Here is a 23817-nt window from a genome sequence, read left to right on the forward strand (position 1 = left end):
AGCAGTGACAGGGCTCAGGCGACCAGTGGTTGGATATCGATGGTCTCGACGCCAGCGGAGCCGCCGAATTCGTGCTTCTTCCCGGCTGGGTTGATCGTGATCGCCAGCAGGGAGCGGATGATGTCGCGCTTCATCGGCAACGGTGTCTGCGCCTCGTCGTGCCACACTTCGCGGGCGTTCGGGCCTGCCACGGCGACAACATGAGGCATCGGCATGGCCGCGTTGGCGCGAGTCTCGGCGGCCCTGACGGCGGGCAACTTCCGATCCTTGTACCCCTTGATTTCGAGCGGCGAAAGCTCGGCGTCGAGTGCTTCGGCAATCCACTTCTCATAGGCGTCGCGCAGCCGCTTCGCCTCGGCCGAAAGACTCTCGCTCTCGGCATCGGTGCGTCGGAGGGCTTCGAGCAGCGCGGGGTCTTCCAGCTTGCGCAGCACGGTCTCTTGCACGAGGTCATCGACAAGTTCCGCGTTGCGCGACACGCAGTAACTTTCGCAAACGTAGTTACGTGGGCGGTCGGGCCCGGCCATTTTCGACCTGAGTCGTCGCTGCTCGCACTTTCCGCAGCGCAGAATTCCCGACAGGAGCCAACGAGGCGCGTTGCCTCGGCTTGCGTTGCGGCGCTTAGGGTCTTGTGCCATCGCGAGCAATCGGTGATGGTCTTCGATCGGGATAATCGGTTCCCACACGGCGGCAGTGGTCGTGACTTCGCCGGTCGTGGGGCTCTTGTGAGCTCGCAGACCCGCGATGGTAGGACTGAGCAGCACTTTGCGCACGGTCGTGTGCTTCCACTCGGTTCGCCATCCCTGGTCGCATCCGCATTCGCGGCGGTCTACCGCCTCGAGTACCTTCCGGCCGCTGGTCACCGAGCAACGGCGGCACGGCATCGCCATATCGGCAGTGGGCACCGGAATCCGGCTGTCGGTCAACCATCGGGCAATGCTGTGCAGCGACTCCGCAGCCAGCGCACGCGCCACCATCTCCCGCACGACGCTTGCTTTGGCCTCATCGATCTCCCGTGCCACCGCAACACCCCGGTTGTAGACGATGCGGTACCCGAACGCTTCCCGGCTGTGCGGCTTGCCCTCCGCGAAATTGCGGCTGAGCTGCTGCATGGAGTCGAAGCGGCTCTGTTCCGGTCCGAACTCGTTCTCCACCGCCTCCGCTGCGAGGATTCGCCGATCCTGCGGGTTGTCGAGGTCGTAGAGCTGCCCGCCGCTGAACCAGTACGTTCCGTGCTCCGCGCACAGATCCCGCAGAATCGCGAAGTCCCCGAGCTTGCGGTTGGCACGCGAACTCGACCGCGTAACGAGCACCCGACGCGGCTCCCCCCGCCCCGGCACGAGGTGCTCAGGCAGTTCCCGGTACCCCTGCCGCTCCTTCAAGCTGTGCCGAGTAGCGCCGATATCCGTGTCGGCGATGACCTTGGCAATCGGCCACTCGAACCGCCCGCACTGCTGTTCTGCCCACTCGATCTGCGCAGGCACCGACAGATTCTTGTTCTTGTCCTGCGAGACGCGGGCGTACACAACGGCGACGAGATCGCGAAAGTCACTGGGATTCAACGGCATAAGCCCAGCTTACGCCGGTGGTACCCCTTTGGTAACTTGTCCACGGTGAAGTTCTCCGGCGCGCTCCCCGCGCGGCGGGTGAACGAGCTGGTGCAGCGGGTCGAGACGCTGCGCGAGGCGGTGCAGTTCGCGCGCGAGGAGGCCAATGGCGCCGAGGTGGCGGAGCGCCGCACCGGCGACGCCGTCTTCCGCTACCTGTTCCGCTGACCCACGAACTCCCCCGTCGCGAGCGGGGGGATGCGCTCCCTGAGCGCAGAAACTCACGCTGATCGATCAGCCTGACTCTCAAGTTCAGACTCTCGCTCCAGCACGAGTATTCGTCGCCCTTGCCCCGGCCCCGCGGCCCGGACGCACGGCGACGGGGTGCCGGTTCGAATCCGGTTCTCGGTGTTCTCCTACCGAGGTGGTCCAATGGAAGGGCACGTCGCAGTCACCATGATCCGGCCGTGGGTGCCGGGGCAGGCACGGGGCGACTCATTTCCGGGGCCCGGGAGCAGGCCAAGCTCCCGGGTCCCTCTCGTATTCGATCGCTATTCTGCTGCGCAACGATGAATTACGGTGCAACGAGCCACGACCGATCCAGCTGGCTCGGCGAATGGGAGCTGACCTCGCAGTGAGCCGCGACCGTCCCGGGGCAGTGCTACGTCAGCCGACCGGCGGGAGCGACCGCACGCGCTTCCCCCAGGAGAACCGTTCACGCTTGTTGCGCTTCTTTCTCCGCATGCTGCGCCTCGGCCAACTGCGCGGGCGTGTACCGCAACGTCAACGCCACCGCACCGATGAGCAGGGCCAGGAGCGCGCAGCAGAAGAGGACGAGGGTGTAGCCATTGCCGAGCGCGTCGATCTCGGCCTCGGTCATCTCGGTAGCCGGCACCCCGACCACCCCGCCGACGGCGAGCGTGCGGGAGGCGGCGATGGGGCTGAACAGCCCGATGGCGATAGGCGTGGCGAGGTTCATGAACATCTGCCCGACGGCGGCGAGCGGGCCGATATCGGCCGCGGGCACGCCGACCAGGACGCAGATCGGGGCCAGCACCATGGCGACGCCGACGCCGAAGCCGATCACGATGAGCAGGGGCAGCAGAATCGTGAAGTACTCGACGTCGCCCTTCAACGTGGAGGCAAAGGCGAGACCGCAGGCGAGGATGGCGCTGGCGACCAGCAGCAGCCAGCGCGGGGCAACTAAAAGCGCGAGCTTGGAGGCGAGCGCGCCGCCGATGCCGATGCCGACGGTGAACGGGATGGCGGCGAGGCCGGCGGTGAGCGGGCTGTAGCCGAGCACGTTCTGCAGGAACTGGGCGACGAAGTACGTCATCGCGCCGAGCATGCCGCCGGCCAGGAAGATGAGCAGGAAGGTGGCGACGCGGTCGCGGCGGTCGAAGAGCGACCAGGGCAGCAGGGGGGAGTCGACGCGGCGTTCCAGCAGGACGAAGACGATGAGCAGCAGCAGCCCGCCGACGAGGGCGCCGATGATCCAGGGGCTGTCCCAGCCGAGCTGCGGGCCCTCGGTGGCGCCGAAGACGATGGCGGCGCAGGCGATGGTGCCGAGCAGCGCGCCGCGCACGTCGAGGGTGGTGCGCCGGTGCGCGGTGTCGGAGAGGGTGACGACGGCGCCGGCGATGATCAGGGCGCCGATCGGCACGTTGATCAGGAAGATCCAGCGCCAGGAGACCTCGGTGAGCGCGCCGCCGACCACCAGGCCGCCGACCGAGCCGACGCCGACCATGGAGCCGAGGATGGCGACCGCCTGGTTGCGCGCCTTGCCGGGGGCGAAGGTGGTGGCGACCAGGGCGAACGCGGTCGGGGCCGCGATGGCGGCGCCGGCGCCCTGCAGGGCGCGGGCGGTGAGCAGCATCCACTCGGCCTGGGCCAGGCCGCAGAGCAGCGAGGCGATGGTGAAGACCGCGACGCCGCTGATCAGCATGCGCTTGCGGCCGAAGGAGTCACCCAGACGGCCGCCGAGCAGCATCAAGCCGGCGAAGGTCAAGCCGTAGGAGGTGACGGTCCAGGCGCTGCCCGCGCTGGAGAGCCCCATCTCCTCCTGCAGCCGGGGTAGCGCGAAGATCACGACCGTTCCGTCCAGCACCACCATGAGCTGCAAACCGCTCAGTACCAGGATGGCGAGCCCGAAGGCGCGCCCGGTCACCGGGTAGTGCGGGGATACCGCTGGATCTCTCAGCACCCGGCCACTGTAGGTCATCGCGTCACAGACACTTCCCGGGCCGGGGGTCGCGGAGCCTCGGCCCGGCCGCCGCGTGACCTGCGCGGCGACCCGGAAAACGGGCCGGGGCCGCGGCGGCGGCGCCTACCCGGCGCTCGACCCGAAGCCGGCCGTCGGGCCGATGACGACAATCGCCGGGGGCCGGATGCCCTCCGCCTTGACCCGCTCGGCCACGCTGCCGAGGTCGGCGCGCAGCACCCGCTGGGTGCGCAGCGTGCCCTCCTGGATCACGGCGGCGGGGGTGTCGGCGGGGCGGCCGCCGTCGAGCAGCGCGGCGGCGAAGCGGTCCAGCCGCTCGACCGCCATCATGAGCACGAGCGTGCCGCGCAGGGTGGCCAGCGCGGGCCAGTCGACCAGGGAGTCCGGGTGGTCGGGGGCCAGGTGGCCGCTGACCACGACGAACTCGTGGGTGACGCCGCGGTGCGTCACCGGGATGCCCGCGGCGGCGGGGACCGAGATGGGGCTGGTGATGCCGGGCACGACGGTCACCGCGACCCCGGCCTCGACGCAGGCCTCCAGCTCCTCGTAGCCGCGGCCGAAGACGTACGGGTCGCCGCCCTTGAGCCGGACCACGAACTTGCCCGCCTTCGCCCCGTCGATCAGGGCCTGGTTGATCGCCTCCTGCGCCATGGACCGGCCGTACGGGATCTTGGCGGCGTCGATCACCTCGACCTCGGGGCCGAGCTCGGCGAGCAGCTCCGGCGGGGCGAGCCGGTCGGCGACCACCAGGTCGGCCCTGGCGAGCAGCCTGCGGCCGCGCACGGTGATCAGGTCGGGGTCGCCGGGCCCGCCGCCGACCAGCGCGACGCCGGGCACCACCGGGTCGGAGTCGTCGGTGACCACGCCGGACTGCAGCGCCTCCAGCAGCGCGCTGCGCACCGCGGCCGAGCGCCGGTGCGCGCCACCGGCCAGCACGCCGAGGCTGAGCCCGTCGTAGCGCGCGGTGGCGGGGGTGACGGCGGTGCCGAGCCGCGCGATATCGGCGCGCACGCAGAAGACGCGGCGCCGGGTGGCCTCGGCCACGATGGCGGCATTGGTCTCCGGCTCGTCGGTGCAGGCGATGGCGTACCAGGCGCCGTCCAGGTCGCCGTCGGCGTAGTCGCGCAGCTCCAGGGTGAGCTGCCCGGCGCTCGCCATCCCCTCGACGGCCGGGGTGACCGCGCGGCTGACGACGTGCACCTCGGCACCGGAGGCGATGAGCAGCCCCAGCCTGCGCTGGGCCACCGACCCGCCGCCGACCACGACGACGCGCCGCCCGTTCAGGTCCAGCCCGACGAGGTAGTTCGGATCGCCGGCATCGGTAGGAGTATCGGACACGAGGTGCCAGCCTACGGAGCCTCGGGGAACCGACCGGTGGGCACCCCGGCGCCGACGACGCCTATCGTTCCCACAGCCGGATAAGTTACGCGAAATTCGGATATCACTGCTGGACTTATGTCCTGATCAGTTCGGCCGTGTGTGATCTGCGGTTCATTCCGGTCACGAGCACTTCGCAAGTGCCGTGGGCGGCCCCGTTCTCGGATAGTCTCGCCGATATGGCTGCTGGTAACCGGCGCTCGACGCGAGCGGGGGAGGCACCGGTGGACCGGCCGGTGCGGCGCAGGCCCGCGGATCGCCGGGCACAGATCGCGAACGTCTCCGCCGAGGCGTTCGGCGCGCACGGCTACCACGGTGTGAGCATGGAGGAGATCGCGACCCGGCTGGACATCACCTCCACCGCGCTCTACCGGCACTACCCGAGCAAGTACGCGCTCTTCCGGCAGGAGGCGCTGCGGCTCAGCGGGATCAGCGAGGAGGCGGTGCGGCTGCCGCCGGAGGCGGTGGACTGGGACGCGGAGCAGCGCTGCGCGCACGTGTTCGAGGCGCTGCTCGCGGTCTCCATCACCAACCGGCGGCGCGGGGCGCTGCTGCGCTGGCAGCACCGCTACCTGGAGGAGGAGGACCGGCGCACGCTGGTCGCGCAGATGGCGGCGACCGATTCCGCCATCCGGGAGCGGATCGCGGAGCTGCGGCCCGGGCTGGCGGTCGCCGAGCGGGCGGTGCTCACCGGCGCGGTGATGAGCGTGATCGGCAGTATCTCCGACCACCGGGTGGCGGTGCCGACCCGGCCGCTCACCGCGCTACTGGCCGGCGCCTGCCGGGACATCGCCGGGTGCACGCTGCCCGCGGCGACCGCCGAGGAGCGCACGCCGCCGCCGCCCGCCGCCACCTTCACCCACGAGGTGGTGCTGCAGAAGGCGGTGGAGCTGTTCCACGTGCGCGGGTACCCCGGGGTGAGCGTGGAGGACATCGCGGCGGCCTCCGGGCTGCCCGCCTCCTCGGCGGTGTACCGCTTCTACCGCAGCAAGGGCGATCTGCTCGCCGCCGCCTTCCGGCGCGCGGCGGACCGGGTGTCGGCGGCCATCGGGCCCGCCATCGCGGGCACCGACGGGCCGGGGGCGGCGCTCACCCGGCTGATCGAGCTGTATGTGGACGGGTCGTTCGCCGAGCGTGAGCTGACCTTCGTCTACTACGCCGAGATCGGGAACGTGCCCGCGGCCGACCGCACCACGCTGCGCAATATCCAGCGGCTCAATGTCGAGGAGTGGGCCAAGCTGGTGACGGCGGTGCGCTCCGGGTTGAGCGCGGCGCAGGCCAGGGTGCTGGTGCACGCGGCGCTGGCGCTGGTGGTCGACCTCGGGCAGTGGATGGGGCCGGAGCACCCGGAGTGCACCAGGGCACGGGTGGTGCACCTGATGCGGGTGATCCTGCTCGGGTCGGCGGCCGATCAGGGTTGATTCGGCGCCAGCGGGGAGTTGACGTTGTTCACCAGCCAGCGGCCGTCGATCTTCTGCAGCCGCATGACCATCGACAGTTGCCCGGGGGCCGGTTTGCCCTGGGTGCCGAGTGAGGTGATGGTCTGGCCGATCACCACGATCGCCTCGGCCGAAGTCTCGTCGGCGGACTTGATGGCGCACTGGACGTCGTCGGCCTTGGAGATGACCTCGCCCTTGGAGAGGACGTCGCGGAGTTCCTTGCTGGTGTCGGCGAACTGCTGCTTCCAGTCGCCGGTGGCGCCGTCCAGGACGCCTTGGAAGTAGGCGTCCAGGTTCTTGGCGTCGTACTCCGCGAGGACCGGGGCGTAGGTGCAGGCGGCTGCTTGCGCCTCCGCCCTGGCGTCCTCCAGGGCGGTGTGGTTGCTGTTCTGGATGAACAGGGTGATGCTCGTGGCGATGGCGGCGACCAGGAGTACCGCGGCCGCCGCGAGGGCGATTACCGGGCGGGAGAGTTTGCGCCCGGGCTCGCCCGCCGTCGTGGACGACTCGCCTTCGGCCTCGGCAGTAGAGGTTTTCGCGCGCGTCGCGTCGCCTCCGGCGGCTGCGCCTGCCGTCGGCGACGCGACGGCGCGCGGAGTCTCAGAGGCGGCCGGCTTCTGCGCGGCAGCGGGCACTTCGGAAGGGGCCGGCTTCTCCTCGGCGGCGGCCGAGTTAGCGCCTTCGGCGGGGACGGCGTCCTTGTCGGTCGGGTCGCTCATGAGCGGGAGAGTCCTATCTGCCGGGGATGGGTCGGGAGAGTTCGTCGCCGGTGACGCCGGGCGGCGGGCCGGAGCCGTTGTCCGGGACGTTGGGGCGCGGCGCGTTGGCCGAACCGCGCACCTGCAGCGCGGGGTTGCTGGTGACACAGTAGTTGTAGAGCCGGACCCTGGTGTCGGTGGAGGTCAGCGTGGGCACCACCGGGATGGTGTCGTAGTCGCAGGTGGGGCGCGGCCACGGGTCGACCAGGGTGTGGAAGGCGCCGTCGTGCGCCGGAATGCCGAGCGCTTCACTGCCTTCGCGGAGCGCGGGGAAGAGCGCGGCGATGGCGGGGGCGCGCAGCTTGGCGGCCCTGGTGATGGCGACGAAGTTGGTCACCAGGTTGGTGATCGGGTCCTGGGTCTCCTCGATGAACCCGCCGAGCGTGGCGAGCTGCCCGGGCGCGAGGTCGAGGAAGTCCTTCACCTCCTGGTCGGCGGCGGTGAGCTGGCGGAAGAGCGCGCCGGCGCCGGTGGTCAGGGTGGTGAGGTCGGGCTGGGCCAGCGAGGTGGTGTCGGCGATCACCGCGAGGTTGCGGATGAGCTGCTGGGTCTGCGGCAGCATGCCGTCCAGCCCGGCCAGCGCCTGGCTGATCCCGGAGACCATGTTGCGCAGCCGATCCGGGCCGCCGCGCAGCGCCTTGTCCAGCTCGTCCACGATCACCGTGAGCCGCTCCGGGTTCAGGCTGCCGATCAGCCCGCTCAGGTTCACCAGCAGCGACTGCACCGGCACCGGGGTGTCGGTGCGGGAGACGTCGACCAGCGCGCCGTCGCCGAGGTACGGCCCGCCCTCGGTGTCCGGGCGGAAGTCCAGGTACTGCTCGCCGGCGGCGGAGAGCCGCCCCACCGCGACGGTGCCGCCCACCGGGATCCGCACCCCGGACTGGATCTCGGCCACCGCGGCGACCCCGTCCCCGGCGACCTTGACCTCGGTGACCTTGCCGATCCGGCTGCCGCGGAAGGTGACGTCGTTGTTCGCCGCCAGCCCGCCGGAGTTGCGCAGCTGCACGGTGACCGCGTAGGTGCGGGCGGGCAGCAGGTCCAGCCGCATGATGGCGATCGCCAGGTAGCCGCTGCCGAAGATCAGCACCAGCACCAGCCCGAGGTTGGCGATGGCGATCCGATTGCGGACCAGCCAGTTCCACAGCGGGATGTTCATCGCGGGCCCTCCTGCGGCGCGGGCAGCCCGTTCAGCCTGCCCATGACCTTCTCCAGCACCTGGGTGAGGCTGCCGATGAAGGCGGGGATGTCGGTGCCGTCCGGCAGCCTGCTGCCGGTGGGGTCGGTGAGCGCGCCCAGGCTGAGGTAGGAGACGGTGGCGGCGACCGCGAGCGTCGGCCCCTCGATCGAGGTCATCAGCGAGGGGTAGATGGTGTGCAGCCCCTCCAGCATCTGGTTCAGCTCGTCCCCGGTCTGGGTGAAGCCGGTCATGAGCCGCTGGATGCTGTCGAAGAGGCTGACGAAATCCTGCCCGCTGGTCTGCGAGAAGTCGCCGAGCGCGGCCATGGTCACCGCGACCTTGTCGATCAGCCCGGTGATGTCCCTGTTGTTCTCGGCGACCAGGCCGAGCAGGTCGGGGAAGGTGTCCGCGGCCTGGCCGAGCTCGGCCTTGCGCGCGGCCAGCTCGCCCATGAGCGCGTTGACGCCGTTGAGCAGCCCGTCGATATCGCCGGTGCGGGCGTTCAGCGCCGCGATCACCGCGGTCATCTCGGTGATCAGGTGCGCCAGCTGCGGCGCGCGCCCGCCGAACATGGAGTTCATCTGGGCGGTGATCTCCGCGGCCTGGTTCAGCCCGCCGCCGTTGAGCAGCATGGCCACCGAGAGCATGAGCTCCTCCACCGAGGCGCCTGCCGCGGTGCGCTCCACCGGGATGATGTCGCCCGCCTCCAGCAGCCCGGCGCCGCTGGCCGCGGCGGGCAGCGTCATGGCGACGTAGATGTCGCCGAGCGGGGTGGACTGGCGCAGCTCCGCGGTGGTGCCCGCGGGCAGCTTGATGTCCTCGCGGATCTCCATCGTCACCTCGGCCACGAAGTTCGTGGTCTGGATGGCGCTGACGACGCCGATATCGGTGCCGCCGATCCGCACGTGCGCGCGGTTCGGCAGGTTCAGCGCGTCCCGGAAGGCGGCGCGGATGGTGTAGCCGGGGCCGCCGATGCCGGGCTCCGGCATCGGGACGTCGTCCACGGTGATCGAGCAGCCGGTGAGCACGAAGCTCAGCGCGGTGGCGCCGGCGGCGGCGCGGAGCATGGCCCGCCTCATTTCGTCAGTCCCAGCAGCGCGGCGGTGAGCCCGAAGTCGGGCCCCATGTCCTGGAGTTTGCCGGTGCGGCAGCCGTCGAGCCGCATCTGGATCCGCTCGCAGAAGAGGCTGAGCTGCTCGCTGTCGAGCGCCGCCTTGTCCAGCAGGCCGTGCAGCCGCAGCGCGCGGTGCTCCCGGCTCACCGTGTTGGAGATGTTCTGGAAGGTCAGCGGGGTCACGTCGACGATCTCGGTCAGCCCGCGGGCATTGGCCCGCATCTGGGCGGCGATCTCGACGAAGCGGGTGATCGCCCCGGCCAGCTGATCCCGGTTGTCGCCCACCACCGTCGCGGTGTTGGTGACGAAGTCGTTCAGCTGGGTGAGCACCGCCTGCAACCCGGGTGCCTGCTCGCCGAGCAGCGCGACCAGCTCGGTGAGCCTGCCGCTGAAATCCCGCACGGTGGAGTCGTTGTCGGCGATCACCTGGGTGATCTCCTGCAGCTTGGCGATGGTGGTGGCGATCTGGTCCTTGTTGGCCAGCGTCACCTCGAAGGCCGAGCTGAGCTGTTCGAGGGTGTCGGCGAGCCGGTCGCCGTTGCCCTCGAGCAGCGGGAAGAGCACCCGGCTTGCCAGCGGGCCGTCCTCGCTGTCGCCCTTGAGCGCGGCGCCGAGCTGGTCGAAGTTCTCCAGGATGCGGTCCAGCTCCACCGGGACCCTGGTGCGGGCCATCGGGATGTGGTCGCCGTCGGCCAGCGTCGGGCCGTCCCCGCTGTAGGCGGGGGCCAGCTCGACGTGCCGGTTGGTGATGAGCTGCGGCGAGATGAGCGCCGCCATGGCGTCGGCGGGCACCTGCACCCCGGCGTCCAGCGACATGGTGACCTCGACGTAGGAGCCGCGCGGGGTGACGGTGTCGACCTGCCCGACCGGGACGCCGAGCACCGCGACCTCGTTGCCGGCGTACAGCCCGGCCACGCTCTCGAAATCGGCGCTGACCTTGATGCGTTCGCCGAGGTACTGCCCCGGCAGCCGGCTCACGGTGTCCGGCAGCAGCGAGCAGCCCGCGGCGGTGAGCGCGGCGACGGCCAGCGCGGCGAACCTGGCGAAGCGCCTGTGCGCGGTGTTCTTCATCAGTTGCACCCCGGTGCGAGCTGGGCGGAGCAGAGCCAGTTGTCCGGCAGCAGCCACGGCGCCCAGACGTCGCCGTAGGGCCCGTTGCCGACCACATTGTTGAACTGGCGCAGCGCCACCGGCATGATCTCGTAGAGCCGGTCCAGGTTGTCCCGGTTCTTCTCCAGCCCCTCGGTCATCGTGTTCAGGTTCTCGATCAGCGGGCCGAACTGGCCGTTGTTCTCCACACCCATCTCCTGCAGCAGCGCGGAGAGCGCCGCCACGTTGTCGAGTAGTTGCCGCAGCAGGTCCTGCCGCAGCGCCACCGCGTTGCCGATGGCCTCACCGCGGGTGAGCAGCACCAGCACGCTGTTCCGGTTGTCGGCCACCAGCTGCGAGACCTGGTCCATGCTCTTCAGCAGGGTGTCCACCTCGTCGCGGCGGTTGTTCACCACCCGGGCCAGCGAGCCGATGCTGTCCAGCGCGGCCACGGTGAGCTGCGGCGACTCCCCCATCTGCTGGGTCAGCAGATCGAGCGCCTCGCGCAGCTTGCCCGGGTCGATCCGCTCGATCCGCTCGAAGGAGGCGGTGTAGCGGGAGTCCTGGATCACCTTGGCCAGGTTGTAGGGCACGGCGGTGTTGCTCAGCGGAATCCGGTCGCCGGGCAGCCCCTTGCCGTCGCCCGGCGTCAGGTCGATGTGCAGCCTGCCGAGGATGGTGGACATCTCGATGGTGGCGTGCGCGTCCGCGCCGAGCTCGATATCGCGGCGCACGCGCAGCACCGCGACCACCTTCTGCCCCTCCAGCTCGACCTTCTGCACCTCGCCGACCTCGATGCCGGAGATGTCGACGGTCGCGCCGGGACGCAACCCGGCGGCCTGGGCGAACTCCACCTCGACGGTCTTGCTGCCCAGCTGGGCCCGGGAGATCACGCTGGAGCCGACCAGCAGCAGCACCACCGCCGCGGCCGCGGCGAAGCCGAGCCAGAGGAAGCGGTTGTCCCGATAACGCGGCAGCCTCATCGGCACACCTCCGATTGTGAGTCGCCGCCGACCTGCGAGACCAGCCCCGGCGGGAGCAGCACGCCCCAGAGCGAGACGTCGAGGCGGCAGATGTAGGCATTGCCGTAGGCGCCGTAGCCGGAGAAGCGCGCGAGGCCGTTCAGGAAGTCGGGCAGCTCGACCGCGGCCCGGTCCAGCGAGGCGCCGTTGAGCAGCAGCAGCGCGACGCCGGTGGTGGCGGTGTCCTGGGCGCGGGCCAGATCCGGCTGCACCATGCCGACCAGGTTCACCAGCGAGTCGGTGGAGCGGGCGACCTGGTCGACCGAGCTCTTCAGGTTCTCGCCCTGCTCGTAGAGCGCGTCCATCAGCGCCCTCGCCTGGGTGATCAGCGTCTCCAGCTCGTCGGTGCGGTTGGCCAGCCCGGCCATCACGCTGCTCAGGTTGCCGATCACCGCGCCGAGCAGCTCATCGCGCTCGCCGAAGGTGCTCGCCAGCTCGGCGGCCTGGGTGACCAGCGCGCTCAGCGAGACCCCGTCGCCCTGCAGCGCCTGGATCAGCGTCTCCGAGAGCGAGTTCACCTGGTCCGGCTGCAGCACCTGGAAGAGCGGCTCGAAGCCGGAGAGCAGCGCCGAGACGTCGAACGAGGGCTCGGTGTGCTCCAGCGGGATGGTGCCGCCCGGCTTCAGCTCGGTGCCCGCCTCCGTGCCCGGCATGAGCGCGATATAGCGCTGGCCGATCAGGTTCTGGTAGCGGACCAGCGCCTTCGTGGTGGTGGTGAGGTGCTGGCGGTCCTGGATGCTGAAGTCGATCTTGGCGTGGTAGCCGTCCACGAAGTCGATCTCGTCGACCCGGCCGACCCGCACGCCCGCCATCCGCACGTCGTCGCCGACCCGCACACCGAGCACGTCGGTGAAGACCGCCGAGTAGCCGTCGGTGTCGCCGGAGACCGAGCGCTGCAGCGTCGACCAGATGGTGTAGGTGAGCACGGTGGCGAGCACCGCGAACAGGCTGAAGGTGGCCAGGGCCCGGGCGGACTTCACGCCGCACCTCCGTCGGTGATCTCCAGGGAGCCGCCGGCCAGCAGCGGGGTGAGCAGGAGGAGTTGCGCGGCAGTGGGTTTGCCGCCGGTGAGCGCGGCGACCGCGGCGACGCCGCGCAGGCGCAGGGGGCCGGTCGCGGCGACCGGCTTGGCCGTCCCCGGTGCGCCGGGGACCGTCGCGGCGGGCCGATCCGCTGCCGGGCCGAAGCCCTGACCGTCGGGCGCCGCGCCGTCGGGCGACCCTGCACCCGGCCCACCGGTCCCGGTGGCGCCGGGCCGCTCGGCGCCGGGCGTCAGGCCGTCGGTGGCGGAAGGCGCCGGTGCCACGCCGGGGACGGTGCCCGGCACCGCGGCGCCGGGCGTCGGACCCCCGGGGAACCCGAAGAGGCCGGGGATGGACGGCAGCCCGGGGATCGCGGGCAGCCCCGGGATCAGCGGCTGCGCGGCCGGTGCGGCGGGGACGGCGGGCGCGGTGACCGGGGGCGGCCCTGCGGCATCGAGCCAGCGCGGCAGCATGGCGGCCGGGTACTCCTGCTCCGGCGCGACCTCGGGGACCGTCGGCCCGCCGCAGCGCGGCCCGGCGAGCTCGCCGTAGCGCGGGCAGTCGGCGGCGGTGTACTGCTGGAACGGCGTGAAGCTGACGTCCATCTTCCAGACCATCTGCTTGCTCGGCCCGAAGCTGAACACCCCCTCCAGCTGCTGTAGCGCGTAGTTCAGGTTGTGCACGGCGAGCGGGATGGTGTCGGCGTCGCCGGCCAGGCTGCCGAACAGCGCGGAGAGTCCGGGGACCAGCTCCTTGGCGGAGTCCGGGTTGGCGGCGAAGAGCTCGTTCACCGAGTCCACCGCGCCGCCCGCGGTGGCCAGCAGGTTCACCAGCCCCTCCCGGCGCTCGGTGAGGGTGCGCGCGGTGGTCACCGATTCGGCGAGCACGCCGACCAGCTCCGGCGCCGACTTGCTCAGCTCGGTGGTGGCCCGGCCCAGATCGCCGAGCAGCGCGCCGATCTCCGGGATGGCGTGCACCTCGGTCATCCAGCGGTCCAGCCGCTCGATGGTGGAGCCGGGGGCGCGGGCGCCGGGGTCGAGCGCGGCGGAGAGCGTGGCCAGCACCCGGCCCAGCTTCTCCGGCTGGATGTTCTCCAGCACGTCGCGCAGCACGGTGAGCGTGGTCTGCAGCTGCACGGTCGCCTCGCCGGTGTCCTCCGGGATGACGGCGCCGGAGCGCAGCCCCTCGCTGCTGCCGCCCTGGTCGACCAGTTCGATGGCGGTGACGCCGAAGAGGTTGTTCGGGATCACCCGCGCGGTGACGTCGGCCGGGATGGTGCCCGCGATCTCCGGCTTCAGGTGGATCTGGGCCTGCTGGCTCTGCCCGCGCGCCACCACCTGGACGGCGTCGACGGTGCCGACCACCATGCCGCGGAACTTCACGTCGGCGCGCGCGGGCAGCCCGTCGCCTGTGCTGGTGAGCATCGCGGTGACCGGCACCTTCTTCTCGAAGTAGCCCTCGTAGCGCAGCGCGAGCAGCGCCAGCACGAGCAGCACGGCCAGCGTCATGGCCAGCCCGGCGATCGAGAGCTTGGCGGCGGTGGGGCCGCGGCCGCTGGGATCGAGCAGCATCGTCCCCCCTACCCGGAGATCCGGAAACCGGGGTCGATGCCCCAGATCGCCAATGTCAGAACAAGATTCGCGAACACCATGAGAACGATCACCATCTTGATCGCCTGCCCGGCCGCCACCCCGACGCCCTCCGGGCCGCCGGTGGCGGTGTAGCCGTAGTAGCACTGCACGAAGGTCGCGATGAGCACGAAGATCACCACCTTGAGCACCGAGAAGAAGACGTCGGTTCCGATCAGGAACTGGAAGAAGTAGTGGTCGTAGGTGCCCGCCGAGGTGCCGCCGAGGAACAGCACGGAGAGCTTGGTCGCCAGGTACGCGGTGGCCAGCCCCACGGTGTAGAGCGGGACGATGGTCACCGTCGCCGCGATCATCCGGGTGGTCACCAGGTACGGCAGCGGCCGGATGGCGATGGATTCCAGCGCGTCGATCTCCTCGGAGATGCGCATGGAGCCGAGCTGCGCGGTGAACCGGCAGCCGGCCTGGATGGCGAAGGCCAGCGTCGCCAGGATCGGCGCCAGCTCGCGGGTGGTGGCGAAGCCGGAGATCGCACCGGTGAGCGGGCCCATGGTGAGCAGGTTCAGCGCGTTGTACGACTCCATGCCGACGGTCAGCCCGCCGAAGGCGCAGAGGATGATCACCACCCCGACGGTGCCGCCGCCGACCACCAGCGAGCCGTTGCCCCAGCCCACGTCGGCGGTGAGCCGGAGCACCTCCTTGCGGTAGTGCCGCAGCACGAACGGGATCGCCGCCAGCGCCTCGAAGAAGGTGACCGCGTGGTGCCCGAGCCGCATATTGGCCCGGTAGGGCACGGCGAGTGCCTGCCCGGTGCGGCGCAGCGGGCGCAGCGCGGGCGGGGTGTACGAGCTGCCCATCTCAGATCACCTTCGTGGGAAAAAGCGTGTTGTACAGCTGCGTCAGAATCACGTTGGTGGCGAACAACATCAGCGCCGAGGTGACCACCGCGGAGTTCACCGAGTTGGCGACGCCGCCCGGCCCGCCCTTGGTGTGCAGCCCGATATCGCAGGCGATGATCGCGGTGAGCAGCCCGAAGATCGCCGCCTTGACCAGCGCCACGATCAGGTCGTTGGCGACCGCGAAGGAGGCGAAGGAGCCGATGAAGGAGCCGGGCGTGCCGTCCTGGGCGTAGACGTTGAACATGTAGGCGGTCGCGAAGCCGACGAAGACCACGAAGCCGCAGAGCAGGATGCTCACCAGGATCGCGGCCACCAGCCGCGGCGCCACCAGCCTGCGCACCGGGTCGACGCCCATGACCTTCATTGCGTCGATCTCCTCCCGGATGGTGCGCGAGCCGAGGTCGGCGCAGATCGACGACCCCACCGCGCCCGCGATCATCAGCGAGGTCACCAGCGGGGCGCCCTGCCGGATGATGCCGAGCCCGGCCACCGCGCCGATGAAGGTGGTGGCGCCGACCTGGTTGACCAGCGCGCCGACCTGGATCGAGACCACCACCGCGATCGGGATGGCGACCAGCACGGTCGGCGCCGCGGAGACGCCGACCATGAAGGCGCACTGCTTGATGAACTCCTGGTACGGGAAGCGGCGCTGGATGATCGCCTCGAAGAGCCCGATCAGCGCGTCCCGGCCCAGCAGCACCTGCCTGCCCAGGGTCTCCAGGGCCTGCTGCGGATGGCGGCGCCACAGCCCGCGCAGGTCGTCGAAGGCCCGATCCAGATCGGTACGACCGGCCGGTCGCTGGGTGATGGTCACGCTGGCCTTTCTTGCCGGAGCCCTGCGGATGTTAATACGGATTCCGCTCATGCGGAGTCGAAACAGCCGGTTGACGTGAAAGACTCGGGCTGGGATGTTTCGCGTTGTTCGCTCTGTCAGAGAGGAAGGAGGGGCAGCGGGTCCTGCCCGGTGAGGCCGCGTTGCAGCAGGACGAGCAGGATGCCGAGCAGTAGCACGGCGGCCGCGGCGCCGATCAGGACGACGAGCCAGAGGCCGAACCGGAGCACCGGGTTCACCCGGATCCGGCCGCCGAGGATCTTCAGCAGGATCACGACGACGTCGATGATCCAGACCAGCGCCATCACGTCATCGTCACGTTCGCGAAGAGCAGCACCGGCCAGCACACGATCGACCCGAGGAACGAGACGATCACGTCGACGCCGTGCATGGTCCGCAGGTGCGCGGTGTGGGTGATGCTCCAGACGACCCCGACGACACCGTAGGGGATGCCCAGGATGATCAGCGTCCCGATGAACTCGGACACCTTCATCTCGTAACTCAACAACCGGTCGAGCTTGGCGAGCACGTACCGCTCCTTCCGTTCTCCGCCGCGGCGGACCGCTGCGATAGTACGCACGGATTCGCCGATCTGTGAAGAACATCCCGACACTTATTCCGCTTCGAAGTTCTGAAACACCACTAAAACGCCGGGTATCCGGCTTCTCAGGAGTGCGAATCACCGATAACATACACGGTAGTACCCGACCCCGAGGAGACCGATGACCGCCGCTGAACCGCTGCCCGCCCGCGCGCTCACGCTGGAGCGGACGCGTATCCCCATCCACGGCGCGCACCGCCCGTTCACCAAGCGGCCGCTCGCGCTCACCGACGCGCTCGACTTCTGGCAGTTCGCCGGGGCGGCCGCGAACGTGGTGATGCAGATGGCGCACCCGGGCGTCGGGTACGGCGTCGCGGAGAGCCGGGTGGAGTCCGGGTCGCTGATGAAGCACCCGTGGAAGCGGGCCCGCACCACCACGCAGTACCTCGCGGTCGCCATCCTCGGCACCGAGGAGGAGCGGAACACGCTGCGCGAGGCGATCAACGTCGCGCACCGCCAGGTGCGCTCGCAGCCGGGCGCGCCGGTCAAGTACAACGCCTTCGACCGCACGCTGCAGCTGTGGGTCGCGGCCTGCCTCTTCATCGGCTTCGAGGACACCTACCAGCTGCTCAACGGCCGGATGAACGACGAGCAGCGGGAGGCCTTCTACGCCACCACCTCGACGCTCGGCACCACGCTCCAGGTCACCGAGGACCAGTGGCCGCCCACCCGCGCCGCCTTCGACGAGTACTGGGTGCGCGCCTGCGCGGACGCGGTGCTCGACGAGTACGTGCGCAACTACCTGGACGCGCTGCTGAACCTGCGGATGATCCACTGGTACATCCGGATTCCCTTCCGCGGGCTGCTGAAGTTCCTCACCACCGGCTTCCTCGCGCCGCACTTCCGCGAGCAGATGGGGCTGCGCTGGAGCGCCGCCGACCAGCGCCGCTTCGAGCACCTCTTCGTCTTCGTCGGGTTCGTCAACCGCTTCATCCCGCGGCCGCTGCGGCACGGCGGCAGCCTGGGGCTGATGGCCGACGCGCGCCGGCGCATGCGGCGGGACAAGCCGCTCATCTGAGCGCGCGTTCCGTGGTCAGCGGTGCACCTCGTCGATCACCCAGCGGAACGGCGGGTGGTACATGGGGAAGGTGTGCGGGTCGCGCTGCCGCAGGGCGATCGTGGCCGGGGCGCCGCCGAGCTCGCCGCGCAGGGTGAGCAGCTCGGCGGCCGGGCGCTCGACGGTGAAGCGGGCGATCGGGTCCGGGCCGGTCAGCACCAGGGTGCCCGCCTCGAGTTCGGCGGCAATCGGCACCAGGGTGTCGTCCATGCGCTGGTAGGCGGCGCCGCCGGTGTCGATCACCAGCCGGTGCCAGCGCGCCGGGTCGGTGCGCAGCGGCGGTAGCGCGGTGCCGGCCAGCTCGAAGTCGGTGACCTCCCAGATGCCGTACAGCTCCGGGCGCGGGGTGCCGTTGCCGTACTCCCGGTACCCGTCCGCCGCCACCTGCACCTGCCCGGCGATCAGCCAGGCAATGAGCAGCAACTGAACCGCGAACGCGATCCGGTTCGCGCGCGGGGAGCCGAGGAGCGGCGGCGGGGTCACCGGGTCGCCGGACCTGCCGAGCACGAACAGGTCGGCGAGCGCGCGCAGGTGCGGGAGCAGCAGCACGACGGCGATGAGCAGCAGGTGCCAGGAGTGCAGCTTGACCGGGACGTCGAAGGTCAGGTTGAGCAGGAAGACCTGGGCCATGCAGACCGCGCCGAGCAGGGCGCCGAGCGTCGCCGTGCGCGGCAGCACCAGCAGCAGCCCGGCGGCGATCTCGGCCAGCCCGAGCAGGATCTCGTACGCCGGGGCGGCGCCGACCTGGTTCCAGAGCACGTCCATCAGCCGCTGCTCGCCGTAGGGGGTGATGAGCGTGGTCAGCGCGGGGAACGGCATCTGGTTCGGCACCGCCTTGGCGAAGCCGTACAGCAGCAGCTGCCCGGCCAGTGCCAGCCGCAGCAGCACGGTGAACCAGCGGAAGAGCACGGGGTAGGCCGGGCGGCGGCGGTCGAGCACCGACCAGATCGCGGCCGCCGCCGCGGCGACGACCAGGTGCAGGAAGAGCTGCACCCAGATGGCGGTCTGGTCGCCGCTGCCGTTGTCCCGCAGCACCGCGTCGGCATCGAAGACGTGGCGGCCGGTCCACGCCACCGGGCCCTGCACCAGCCGCATCTGCCAGAGCACCGCGCTGTCCGGGAGCCACTGCGCGGCTATCCCCGCGTAGACGTACAGCATCTGCGCGAACAGCAGCAGGTAGAGGCCGAAGTAGACGACGCCGAAGCGGAAGGCGATGCGGGTCAGCGGATGCCAGGTGGTCTGTTGCTGCACGGCTCCGACGCTAGGGCCGCGGGGCGGCGCCGCGCTTCCGGGAAGCCACCCATTCCGGCTCCCCCGCTGGGCGGATATTTCTGCCCGTTTCCCCCTACGCCACAACTAGAACACGTTACATTCACCGCCGGGGGCGTGGGAGCAGGAGGTACCGGGATGGGCGACGAGGCCGACCCGACGCAGCGACACCGATTGACCGTGAGCGCGGCCGATCTCGACGGATTCGGCGCGCGGCTGACGGCGTGGCTGGACGAGCGGGTGAGCGCGGACCACCCGCCCACCGTGACCGTGACCGGCCGCCCGGAATCCGGCGGCATGTCCAGCACCACCATCCTCTTCGACGCGCACTGGACCGTCGACGGCCGCGCCGAGGGCGGCTCGTTCGTGGCCAGGATGGCGCCGGAGGCCGCCGCCTTCCCGGTCTTCCCCGAGTACGACCTGGCCGCCCAGTTCCGGGTGATCGCCGAGGTGGGCGCGGCGAGCCCGGTCCCGGTGCCGCCGCTGGTGTGGCTGGAGGAGAGCGCGGGGCCGCTCGGCTCGCCGTTCTTCGTCATGCGCCGGGTGGACGGGCTGGTCCCGGCGGACAACCCGCCGTACGTCTTCGTCGGCTGGCTCTTCGTCGCCACCCCGGAGCAGCGCGCCGAGGTGGGCAGGGCCACCGTCGAGGTGATCGCCGATGTGCACGCCATTCCGCACCCGGAGGCCCGCTTCGGGCTGCCGGTCGGCCCCGGCCAGCCGCTGCGCGCGCACGTGCGGGCCCAGCGCGCCTGGTACGACTGGGCGCTGGCCGGCGACGGCTACCGCATCCCGATCATCGAGCGCGCCTTCGACTGGTTGGACGCGCACTGGCCCGCCGACCCCGGCCCCGCGGTGCTCTGCTGGGGCGATGCCAGGCCGGGCAACATCATCTGGGAGGGGTGGCGCCCGCTCGCCGTGCTCGACTGGGAGATGGCGGCGATCGTGCCGCGCGAGGTCGACCTGGGCTGGGTCATCTTCATCCACCGCTTCTTCCAGGACATCGCCGAGCGCTTCGAGCAGCCGGGGCTGCCGGACTTCCTGCGCCGCGCGGACGTGGTGGCGCAGTACGAGTCCCGCACCGGCCACACCGTGCGCGACCTCGACTTCTACCTGGTCTACGCGGCGCTGCGGCACGCCATCGTGATGGCGCGGATCAAGCGCAGGATGATCCACTTCGGCGAGGACACCGACACCGAGGACCGCGACGACTACGTCATGCACCGGGCGAGCCTGGAGGCGCTGCTCGACGGAACCTATCGCTGGGAGTGACCGTGACCGACTACGCCGCCACGCCGGGCCCGCTGGACGAGTACCCCATCCACCAGACCCCGCTGCCGATCGCCAGGGTGAACACCGGCGACCGCAATTTCTACGACCGCTCCTACCTGAACGCGCACGACCGGGCGGGCACCTTCCTGGTCGCCGGGCTCGGCACCTACCCGAATCTCGGTGTGGTGGACGCGTTCCTGACCGTGCGGCGCGGGGACACCCAGCGCACGGTGCGGTTCTCCGACGCCATGGGCCCGCGCTCGCTGGAGCAGGGGGCGGGCGGCATCCGGCTGGAGGTGCTGGAGCCGCTGCACCGGCTACGGCTGCGCTGCGAGCACGACGACCTCGCCGCCGACCTCACCTGGACCGGCGCCTTCCCCGCCGTGCAGGAGCAGCCGCACCTCATGCTGGCCGGGCCGCGGCCGGTGCTCGACGCCAGCCGCTTCGCGCAGGTGGGGAGCTGGGCGGGGACGCTGGCGGTGGACGGCGCCGAGATCGCGGTCGACCCGGCGGTGTGGACCGGCACCAGGGACCGCTCGTGGGGCATCCGGCCGGTCGGCGAGACCGAACCCGCCGGGCGCGCGGCCACCGAATCGGCGGGCGGATTCTGGTGGCTCTACGTGCCGCTGCGGTTTCCGGAGTTCGCCGTGGTGGTGATCGTGCAGGAGCTGCCGGACGGGCGGCGCACGCTGAACGACGCGCAGCGGGTGTTCCCGGGCGGGCGGGTCGAGCAGCTCGGCTGGCCGCGCATCACCGTCGAATACCGCAGCGGGACACGGTCTCCGGTGCGGGCGCTGCTGGAGCTGACCACGCCGGACGGGAAGCCGCTGCCGATCGAGGTGGAGGTGGGGACCGGGATCGCGCTGCACGTCGGCTGCGGGTACGGCGGTGATCCGGAGTGGCAGCACGGGCAGTGGAAGGGGCGGGGGTGGTCGTCCAGCAGCCGCTACGACCTCACCGACCCGGAGATCGTGGCCAGGGCGCCGTGGGGCGTCAGCGATTTCGTGGCGCGGGCGCGGTGCGGGGCGGCCGAGGGGTGGGGGTTGTTCGAGCACGCGAGTATCGGGCGGCACGATCCCAGCGGGTTCGCCGATCTGGGGTCGGTGGCGCCGTAGTCAGTGCGCGGCGGCGACGGTGACGGTGCCGCCGTACGGGGTCTTCGGCACCACGAGGGGGCCGGTGCCGGCGAGCAGGGCGGCGGCCTCGGCCACGCTCGGGTACCGGCCGGGGTTCGGCACCGCGACCGCGGCGAGCTCGGCCGCGGTGCAGGCGCGGAGCGGGACGCCGAGCCGCTCGGCCGCTTCCCGCGGGCCGGGCTCCGCCGCGCGGGTGTCCAGGGTGGCGATGCGGGCGATCCCGTGATCGCCGAGGACTGCGCGGAGGGCGGCGAGGATCACGGCGCCCGGCGTTCCGGGCCGGAGCCCGATACCGACGGTCAGCGGCTCAGGCACCGATGCGGGTGGCGGCGAAGGCCGCCGCGGCGGTGCTGAAGCGGGCGCTGGCGGCGGGGTCGCCGGCGGGGTGGGTGTGCAGGTAGGAGGCGTGCACTGCGCCGGTGACGGCGCCCTCGGTGACCGGGCGGCCGTCGCTGCCGCGCCAGCCCCAGGCCCGCACCGGGGCGCCGGTGCGGAGTAGCCGGGTGCGGTGGAATTCGTGGCCGCGCACCCGCTGCCCGGCCCGCCAGAGCGGGGAGTCGGCGAGCGCGACGGCATCGCGGTAGCCGAGGGTGAGCCGCGGGCCGAACTCGGCGTCGGCGTCGATCACCCCGGCCATGCGGTGCCCGTCCAGGGAGCGGGCCAGGTAGAGCAGCCCGGCGCACTCCGCGTGCACCGGGAGCCCGGCCGCGGCGAGCGCGGCGACCTCGCCGAGCAGCGGGGTGTTCGCCGCCAGCCGCTCGGCGTGCTCCTCCGGGAAGCCGCCGGGCACCACCAGCCCCGCCGTGCCCGGCGGGAGCGGGTCGTGCAGCGGGTCGAACACCTCGACCCGCGCCCCCGCGGCCGCCAGCAGTTCGCGGTGCTCGGCGTAGCCGAAGGTGAAGGCGGGGCCACCGGCCACGGCCACCACGGGCCGCTCCCCCGGCGGGAGCTCGGTGCCGGCGGTGCCGGTCGCTTCGGCCAGGGCGGCGGCCGGGTCCCAGGCTGCGCCGGGGACGGTGGCACCGGCGAGGGCGGCGACGGCGGCGAGGTCGACGTGCGCGGCGACGAGCTCGGTCATGGCCGCGACCGCGGCGTGCGCGGGGGCACCGTGCTCGACGGCGGGGATGAGCCCGAGGTGCCGGGAGGGCAGCTCGAGCTCCGCGAGCCGGGGCAGCGCGCCGAGCACCGGCAGCCCGACCCGCTCGCAGGCCGCGCGCAGCACCTGCTCGTGCCGCTCACTGCCGACCCGATTGAGAATGACGCCGCCGAGCCGCACCCCGCTGTCGTAGGTGGCGAAGCCGTGCAGCAGCGCGGCCAGCGACTGGCTGTGCCCGCGGGCGTCGACCACCAGCACCACCGGTGCCCCGAGTACCCCGGCGACCTGCGCCGTCGACCCCTCCGCGATCGGCCCCGCGCCCTCGTCGATGCGCCCGTCGAAGAGCCCCATGACGCCCTCGACCACGGCCAGGTCGCAGCCGCGCGACCCGTGCCGGTACAGCGCGGGCACCCGACCGGCCCCGACCAGCACCGGGTCCAGGTTGCGCCCGGGCCGCCCGGCGGCCAGCCCGTGGTACCCGGGGTCGATGTAGTCCGGCCCCACCTTGAACGGCGCCACCCGGTGCCCGGCCCGCCGCAGCGCCCCGATCAGCCCGGTGGCCAGCGTGGTCTTACCGCTGCCCGAGGCGGGCGCGGCCACCACGACAGCGGGAACCCCGCTCACCGCGGCACCGAGGGGCGGCCGCGGCGAGCGGCGCTGCGCGAACGGGCGCTCACCATTCGATCCCCCGCTGCCCCTTGCGCCCGGCATCCATGGGATGCCGCACCTTGGTCATCTCGGTGACCAGGTCGGCGGCGTCCAGCAGCGCCTGCGGGGCGTCCCGGCCGGTGATCACGACATGCTGCTGCCCCGGCCGCTCGACCAGCGTGCGCACCACCTCGTCCACATCGACCCACCCCCACTTGAGCGGGTAGGTGAACTCGTCGAGCACGTAGAAGCGGTGCTGCTCGGCCGCGAGCCGCCGGGCGATCTCCCGCCACCCGGCCAGCGCGGCCGCCGCGTGATCGTCGACGCTGCCCAGCTTGCGGGTCCAGGACCAGCCCTCGCCCATCTTGTGCCACTCCACCGGCGCACCCGCCCCGGTCTGCTCGTGCAGCGTGCCGAGGGTGCGGAAGGCCGCCTCCTCGCCCACCTTCCACTTGGCGCTCTTCACGAACTGGAAGACGGCGAGGTCGAAGCCCTGGTTCCAGGCACGCAGCGCCATCCCGAAGGCGGCGGTGGACTTGCCCTTGCCCGGACCGGTGTGCACGGCGAGCACCGGCTGATTGCGGCGCTGCCTGGTGGTGAGGCCGTCGTCCGGGACGGTGGCCGGAATGCCCTGCGGCACGGTAACTCCTTCGGAACG

Annotated in this window: 23 protein-coding genes; 5 read left to right on the forward strand and 18 right to left on the reverse strand. The window is 71.4% G+C overall.

The window, feature by feature from the left end; genetic code table 11:
* Positions 1-14: 14 nt before the first annotated feature.
* Complete coding sequence (locus AB0H71_RS28225; protein WP_357026792.1) at positions 15-1568, reverse strand: recombinase family protein; 1554 nt, start codon at positions 1566-1568, stop codon at positions 15-17.
* A gap of 45 nt (positions 1569-1613) precedes the next feature.
* Between AB0H71_RS28225 and AB0H71_RS28230 the strand changes: the two genes are divergently transcribed.
* On the forward strand, positions 1614-1775 hold the full coding sequence (locus AB0H71_RS28230) for a hypothetical protein (protein ID WP_357026794.1): 162 nt from the start codon (positions 1614-1616) through the stop codon (positions 1773-1775).
* A gap of 487 nt (positions 1776-2262) precedes the next feature.
* Here AB0H71_RS28230 and AB0H71_RS28235 read toward each other — a convergent pair whose 3' ends face one another.
* Positions 2263-3750 carry an MFS transporter gene (locus AB0H71_RS28235; protein WP_357026796.1) on the reverse strand — a complete coding sequence of 496 codons (1488 nt, stop codon included), beginning with the start codon at positions 3748-3750 and terminating at the stop codon, positions 2263-2265.
* A gap of 123 nt (positions 3751-3873) precedes the next feature.
* Positions 3874-5106: a uroporphyrinogen-III C-methyltransferase gene (cobA, locus tag AB0H71_RS28240; protein ID WP_357026798.1), complete on the reverse strand. Its 1233-nt coding sequence runs from the start codon at positions 5104-5106 to the stop codon at positions 3874-3876.
* Positions 5107-5324: 218 nt separating this feature from the next.
* Between cobA and AB0H71_RS28245 the strand changes: the two genes are divergently transcribed.
* Positions 5325-6566, forward strand: a complete 1242-nt coding sequence (locus AB0H71_RS28245; RefSeq protein ID WP_357026800.1) for a TetR/AcrR family transcriptional regulator — start codon at positions 5325-5327, stop codon at positions 6564-6566.
* Here the strand turns inward: AB0H71_RS28245 and AB0H71_RS28250 are convergent.
* From AB0H71_RS28250 to AB0H71_RS28300, 11 genes are all read right to left on the reverse strand, one after another.
* Positions 6557-7303 (reverse strand): hypothetical protein, encoded by a 747-nt coding sequence (locus tag AB0H71_RS28250; protein WP_357026802.1) that lies wholly within the window; start codon positions 7301-7303, stop codon positions 6557-6559. The two genes, AB0H71_RS28245 and AB0H71_RS28250, sit on opposite strands and share 10 nt — an antisense overlap.
* Positions 7304-7316: 13 nt before the next feature.
* A complete protein-coding gene (locus AB0H71_RS28255) occupies positions 7317-8498 on the reverse strand; it encodes an MCE family protein (protein ID WP_357026804.1) in 1182 nt (393 codons plus the stop codon).
* A complete protein-coding gene (locus AB0H71_RS28260) occupies positions 8495-9586 on the reverse strand; it encodes an MCE family protein (protein ID WP_357026806.1) in 1092 nt (363 codons plus the stop codon). Before AB0H71_RS28260 ends, AB0H71_RS28255 begins: the two co-directional genes overlap by 4 nt.
* 8 nt (positions 9587-9594) lie before the next feature.
* Positions 9595-10704: an MCE family protein gene (locus AB0H71_RS28265; RefSeq protein WP_357026808.1), complete on the reverse strand. Its 1110-nt coding sequence runs from the start codon at positions 10702-10704 to the stop codon at positions 9595-9597.
* The gene (locus tag AB0H71_RS28270) at positions 10704-11705 is read right to left on the reverse strand and encodes an MCE family protein (RefSeq protein WP_357026810.1); all 1002 of its coding nucleotides are present in this window, start codon (positions 11703-11705) and stop codon (positions 10704-10706) included. The genes AB0H71_RS28265 and AB0H71_RS28270 overlap by 1 nt, the downstream gene beginning before the upstream one ends.
* A complete protein-coding gene (locus AB0H71_RS28275; protein ID WP_357026812.1) occupies positions 11702-12724 on the reverse strand; it encodes an MlaD family protein in 1023 nt (340 codons plus the stop codon). Before AB0H71_RS28275 ends, AB0H71_RS28270 begins: the two co-directional genes overlap by 4 nt.
* Complete coding sequence (locus AB0H71_RS28280; protein WP_357026814.1) at positions 12721-14337, reverse strand: MCE family protein; 1617 nt, start codon at positions 14335-14337, stop codon at positions 12721-12723. Before AB0H71_RS28280 ends, AB0H71_RS28275 begins: the two co-directional genes overlap by 4 nt.
* An 8-nt stretch (positions 14338-14345) precedes the next feature.
* A complete protein-coding gene (locus AB0H71_RS28285) occupies positions 14346-15209 on the reverse strand; it encodes an ABC transporter permease (protein ID WP_357026816.1) in 864 nt (287 codons plus the stop codon).
* Between the two features lies 1 nt (position 15210).
* Positions 15211-16065 carry an ABC transporter permease gene (locus AB0H71_RS28290; protein ID WP_357026818.1) on the reverse strand — a complete coding sequence of 285 codons (855 nt, stop codon included), beginning with the start codon at positions 16063-16065 and terminating at the stop codon, positions 15211-15213.
* 116 nt (positions 16066-16181) lie between these two features.
* Complete coding sequence (locus tag AB0H71_RS28295) at positions 16182-16391, reverse strand: hypothetical protein (RefSeq protein ID WP_357026820.1); 210 nt, start codon at positions 16389-16391, stop codon at positions 16182-16184.
* The gene (locus AB0H71_RS28300) at positions 16388-16612 is read right to left on the reverse strand and encodes a hypothetical protein (RefSeq protein WP_357026936.1); all 225 of its coding nucleotides are present in this window, start codon (positions 16610-16612) and stop codon (positions 16388-16390) included. Before AB0H71_RS28300 ends, AB0H71_RS28295 begins: the two co-directional genes overlap by 4 nt.
* Positions 16613-16805: 193 nt before the next feature.
* On the opposite strand from AB0H71_RS28300, the gene AB0H71_RS28305 reads away from it, so the two are divergent.
* Positions 16806-17702, forward strand: coding sequence for an oxygenase MpaB family protein (locus AB0H71_RS28305; RefSeq protein ID WP_357026822.1), 897 nt, complete (start codon positions 16806-16808; stop codon positions 17700-17702).
* A 15-nt stretch (positions 17703-17717) separates the two neighbouring features.
* On the opposite strand, the gene AB0H71_RS28310 is transcribed toward AB0H71_RS28305, so the two are convergent.
* A complete protein-coding gene (locus AB0H71_RS28310; RefSeq protein WP_357026824.1) occupies positions 17718-18992 on the reverse strand; it encodes a DoxX family protein in 1275 nt (424 codons plus the stop codon).
* A 198-nt stretch (positions 18993-19190) separates the two neighbouring features.
* On the opposite strand from AB0H71_RS28310, the gene AB0H71_RS28315 reads away from it, so the two are divergent.
* Positions 19191-20279 (forward strand): phosphotransferase family protein, encoded by a 1089-nt coding sequence (locus tag AB0H71_RS28315; RefSeq protein ID WP_357026826.1) that lies wholly within the window; start codon positions 19191-19193, stop codon positions 20277-20279.
* 2 nt (positions 20280-20281) lie between these two features.
* Positions 20282-21394, forward strand: a complete 1113-nt coding sequence (locus AB0H71_RS28320) for a hypothetical protein (RefSeq protein WP_357026828.1) — start codon at positions 20282-20284, stop codon at positions 21392-21394.
* Here the strand turns inward: AB0H71_RS28320 and AB0H71_RS28325 are convergent, their stop codons facing one another.
* Genes AB0H71_RS28325 through cobO form a run of 3 tightly spaced genes read right to left on the reverse strand, consistent with a single transcriptional unit; the run spans position 21395 to position 23799 of the window.
* Positions 21395-21730 (reverse strand): cobalamin biosynthesis protein, encoded by a 336-nt coding sequence (locus tag AB0H71_RS28325; RefSeq protein WP_357026830.1) that lies wholly within the window; start codon positions 21728-21730, stop codon positions 21395-21397.
* Positions 21723-23135, reverse strand: a complete 1413-nt coding sequence (locus AB0H71_RS28330; protein WP_357026832.1) for a cobyrinate a,c-diamide synthase — start codon at positions 23133-23135, stop codon at positions 21723-21725. The genes AB0H71_RS28325 and AB0H71_RS28330 overlap by 8 nt, the downstream gene beginning before the upstream one ends.
* A 49-nt stretch (positions 23136-23184) precedes the next feature.
* Positions 23185-23799 (reverse strand): cob(I)yrinic acid a,c-diamide adenosyltransferase, encoded by a 615-nt coding sequence (gene cobO, locus AB0H71_RS28335; RefSeq protein WP_357026834.1) that lies wholly within the window; start codon positions 23797-23799, stop codon positions 23185-23187.
* Positions 23800-23817 lie beyond the last annotated feature (18 nt).

The organism is Nocardia sp. NPDC050697 (assembly GCF_040654395.1).
GTDB lineage: Bacteria > Actinomycetota > Actinomycetes > Mycobacteriales > Mycobacteriaceae > Nocardia.

Bases quoted from the DNA above. Each gene is read 5' to 3' on its own strand.
- AB0H71_RS28225 (WP_357026792.1), bottom strand. From the start codon at position 1,568: ATGCCGTTGAATCCCAGTGACTTTCGCGATCTCGTCGCCGTTGTGTAC.
- AB0H71_RS28245 (WP_357026800.1), top strand. From the start codon at position 5,325: ATGGCTGCTGGTAACCGGCGCTCGACGCGAGCGGGGGAGGCACCGGTG.
- AB0H71_RS28250 (WP_357026802.1), bottom strand. From the start codon at position 7,303: ATGAGCGACCCGACCGACAAGGACGCCGTCCCCGCCGAAGGCGCTAAC.
- AB0H71_RS28255 (WP_357026804.1), bottom strand. From the start codon at position 8,498: ATGAACATCCCGCTGTGGAACTGGCTGGTCCGCAATCGGATCGCCATC.
- AB0H71_RS28260 (WP_357026806.1), bottom strand. From the start codon at position 9,586: ATGCTCCGCGCCGCCGCCGGCGCCACCGCGCTGAGCTTCGTGCTCACC.
- AB0H71_RS28265 (WP_357026808.1), bottom strand. From the start codon at position 10,704: ATGAAGAACACCGCGCACAGGCGCTTCGCCAGGTTCGCCGCGCTGGCC.
- AB0H71_RS28270 (WP_357026810.1), bottom strand. From the start codon at position 11,705: ATGAGGCTGCCGCGTTATCGGGACAACCGCTTCCTCTGGCTCGGCTTC.
- AB0H71_RS28280 (WP_357026814.1), bottom strand. From the start codon at position 14,337: ATGCTGCTCGATCCCAGCGGCCGCGGCCCCACCGCCGCCAAGCTCTCG.
- AB0H71_RS28285 (WP_357026816.1), bottom strand. From the start codon at position 15,209: ATGGGCAGCTCGTACACCCCGCCCGCGCTGCGCCCGCTGCGCCGCACC.
- AB0H71_RS28305 (WP_357026822.1), top strand. From the start codon at position 16,806: ATGACCGCCGCTGAACCGCTGCCCGCCCGCGCGCTCACGCTGGAGCGG.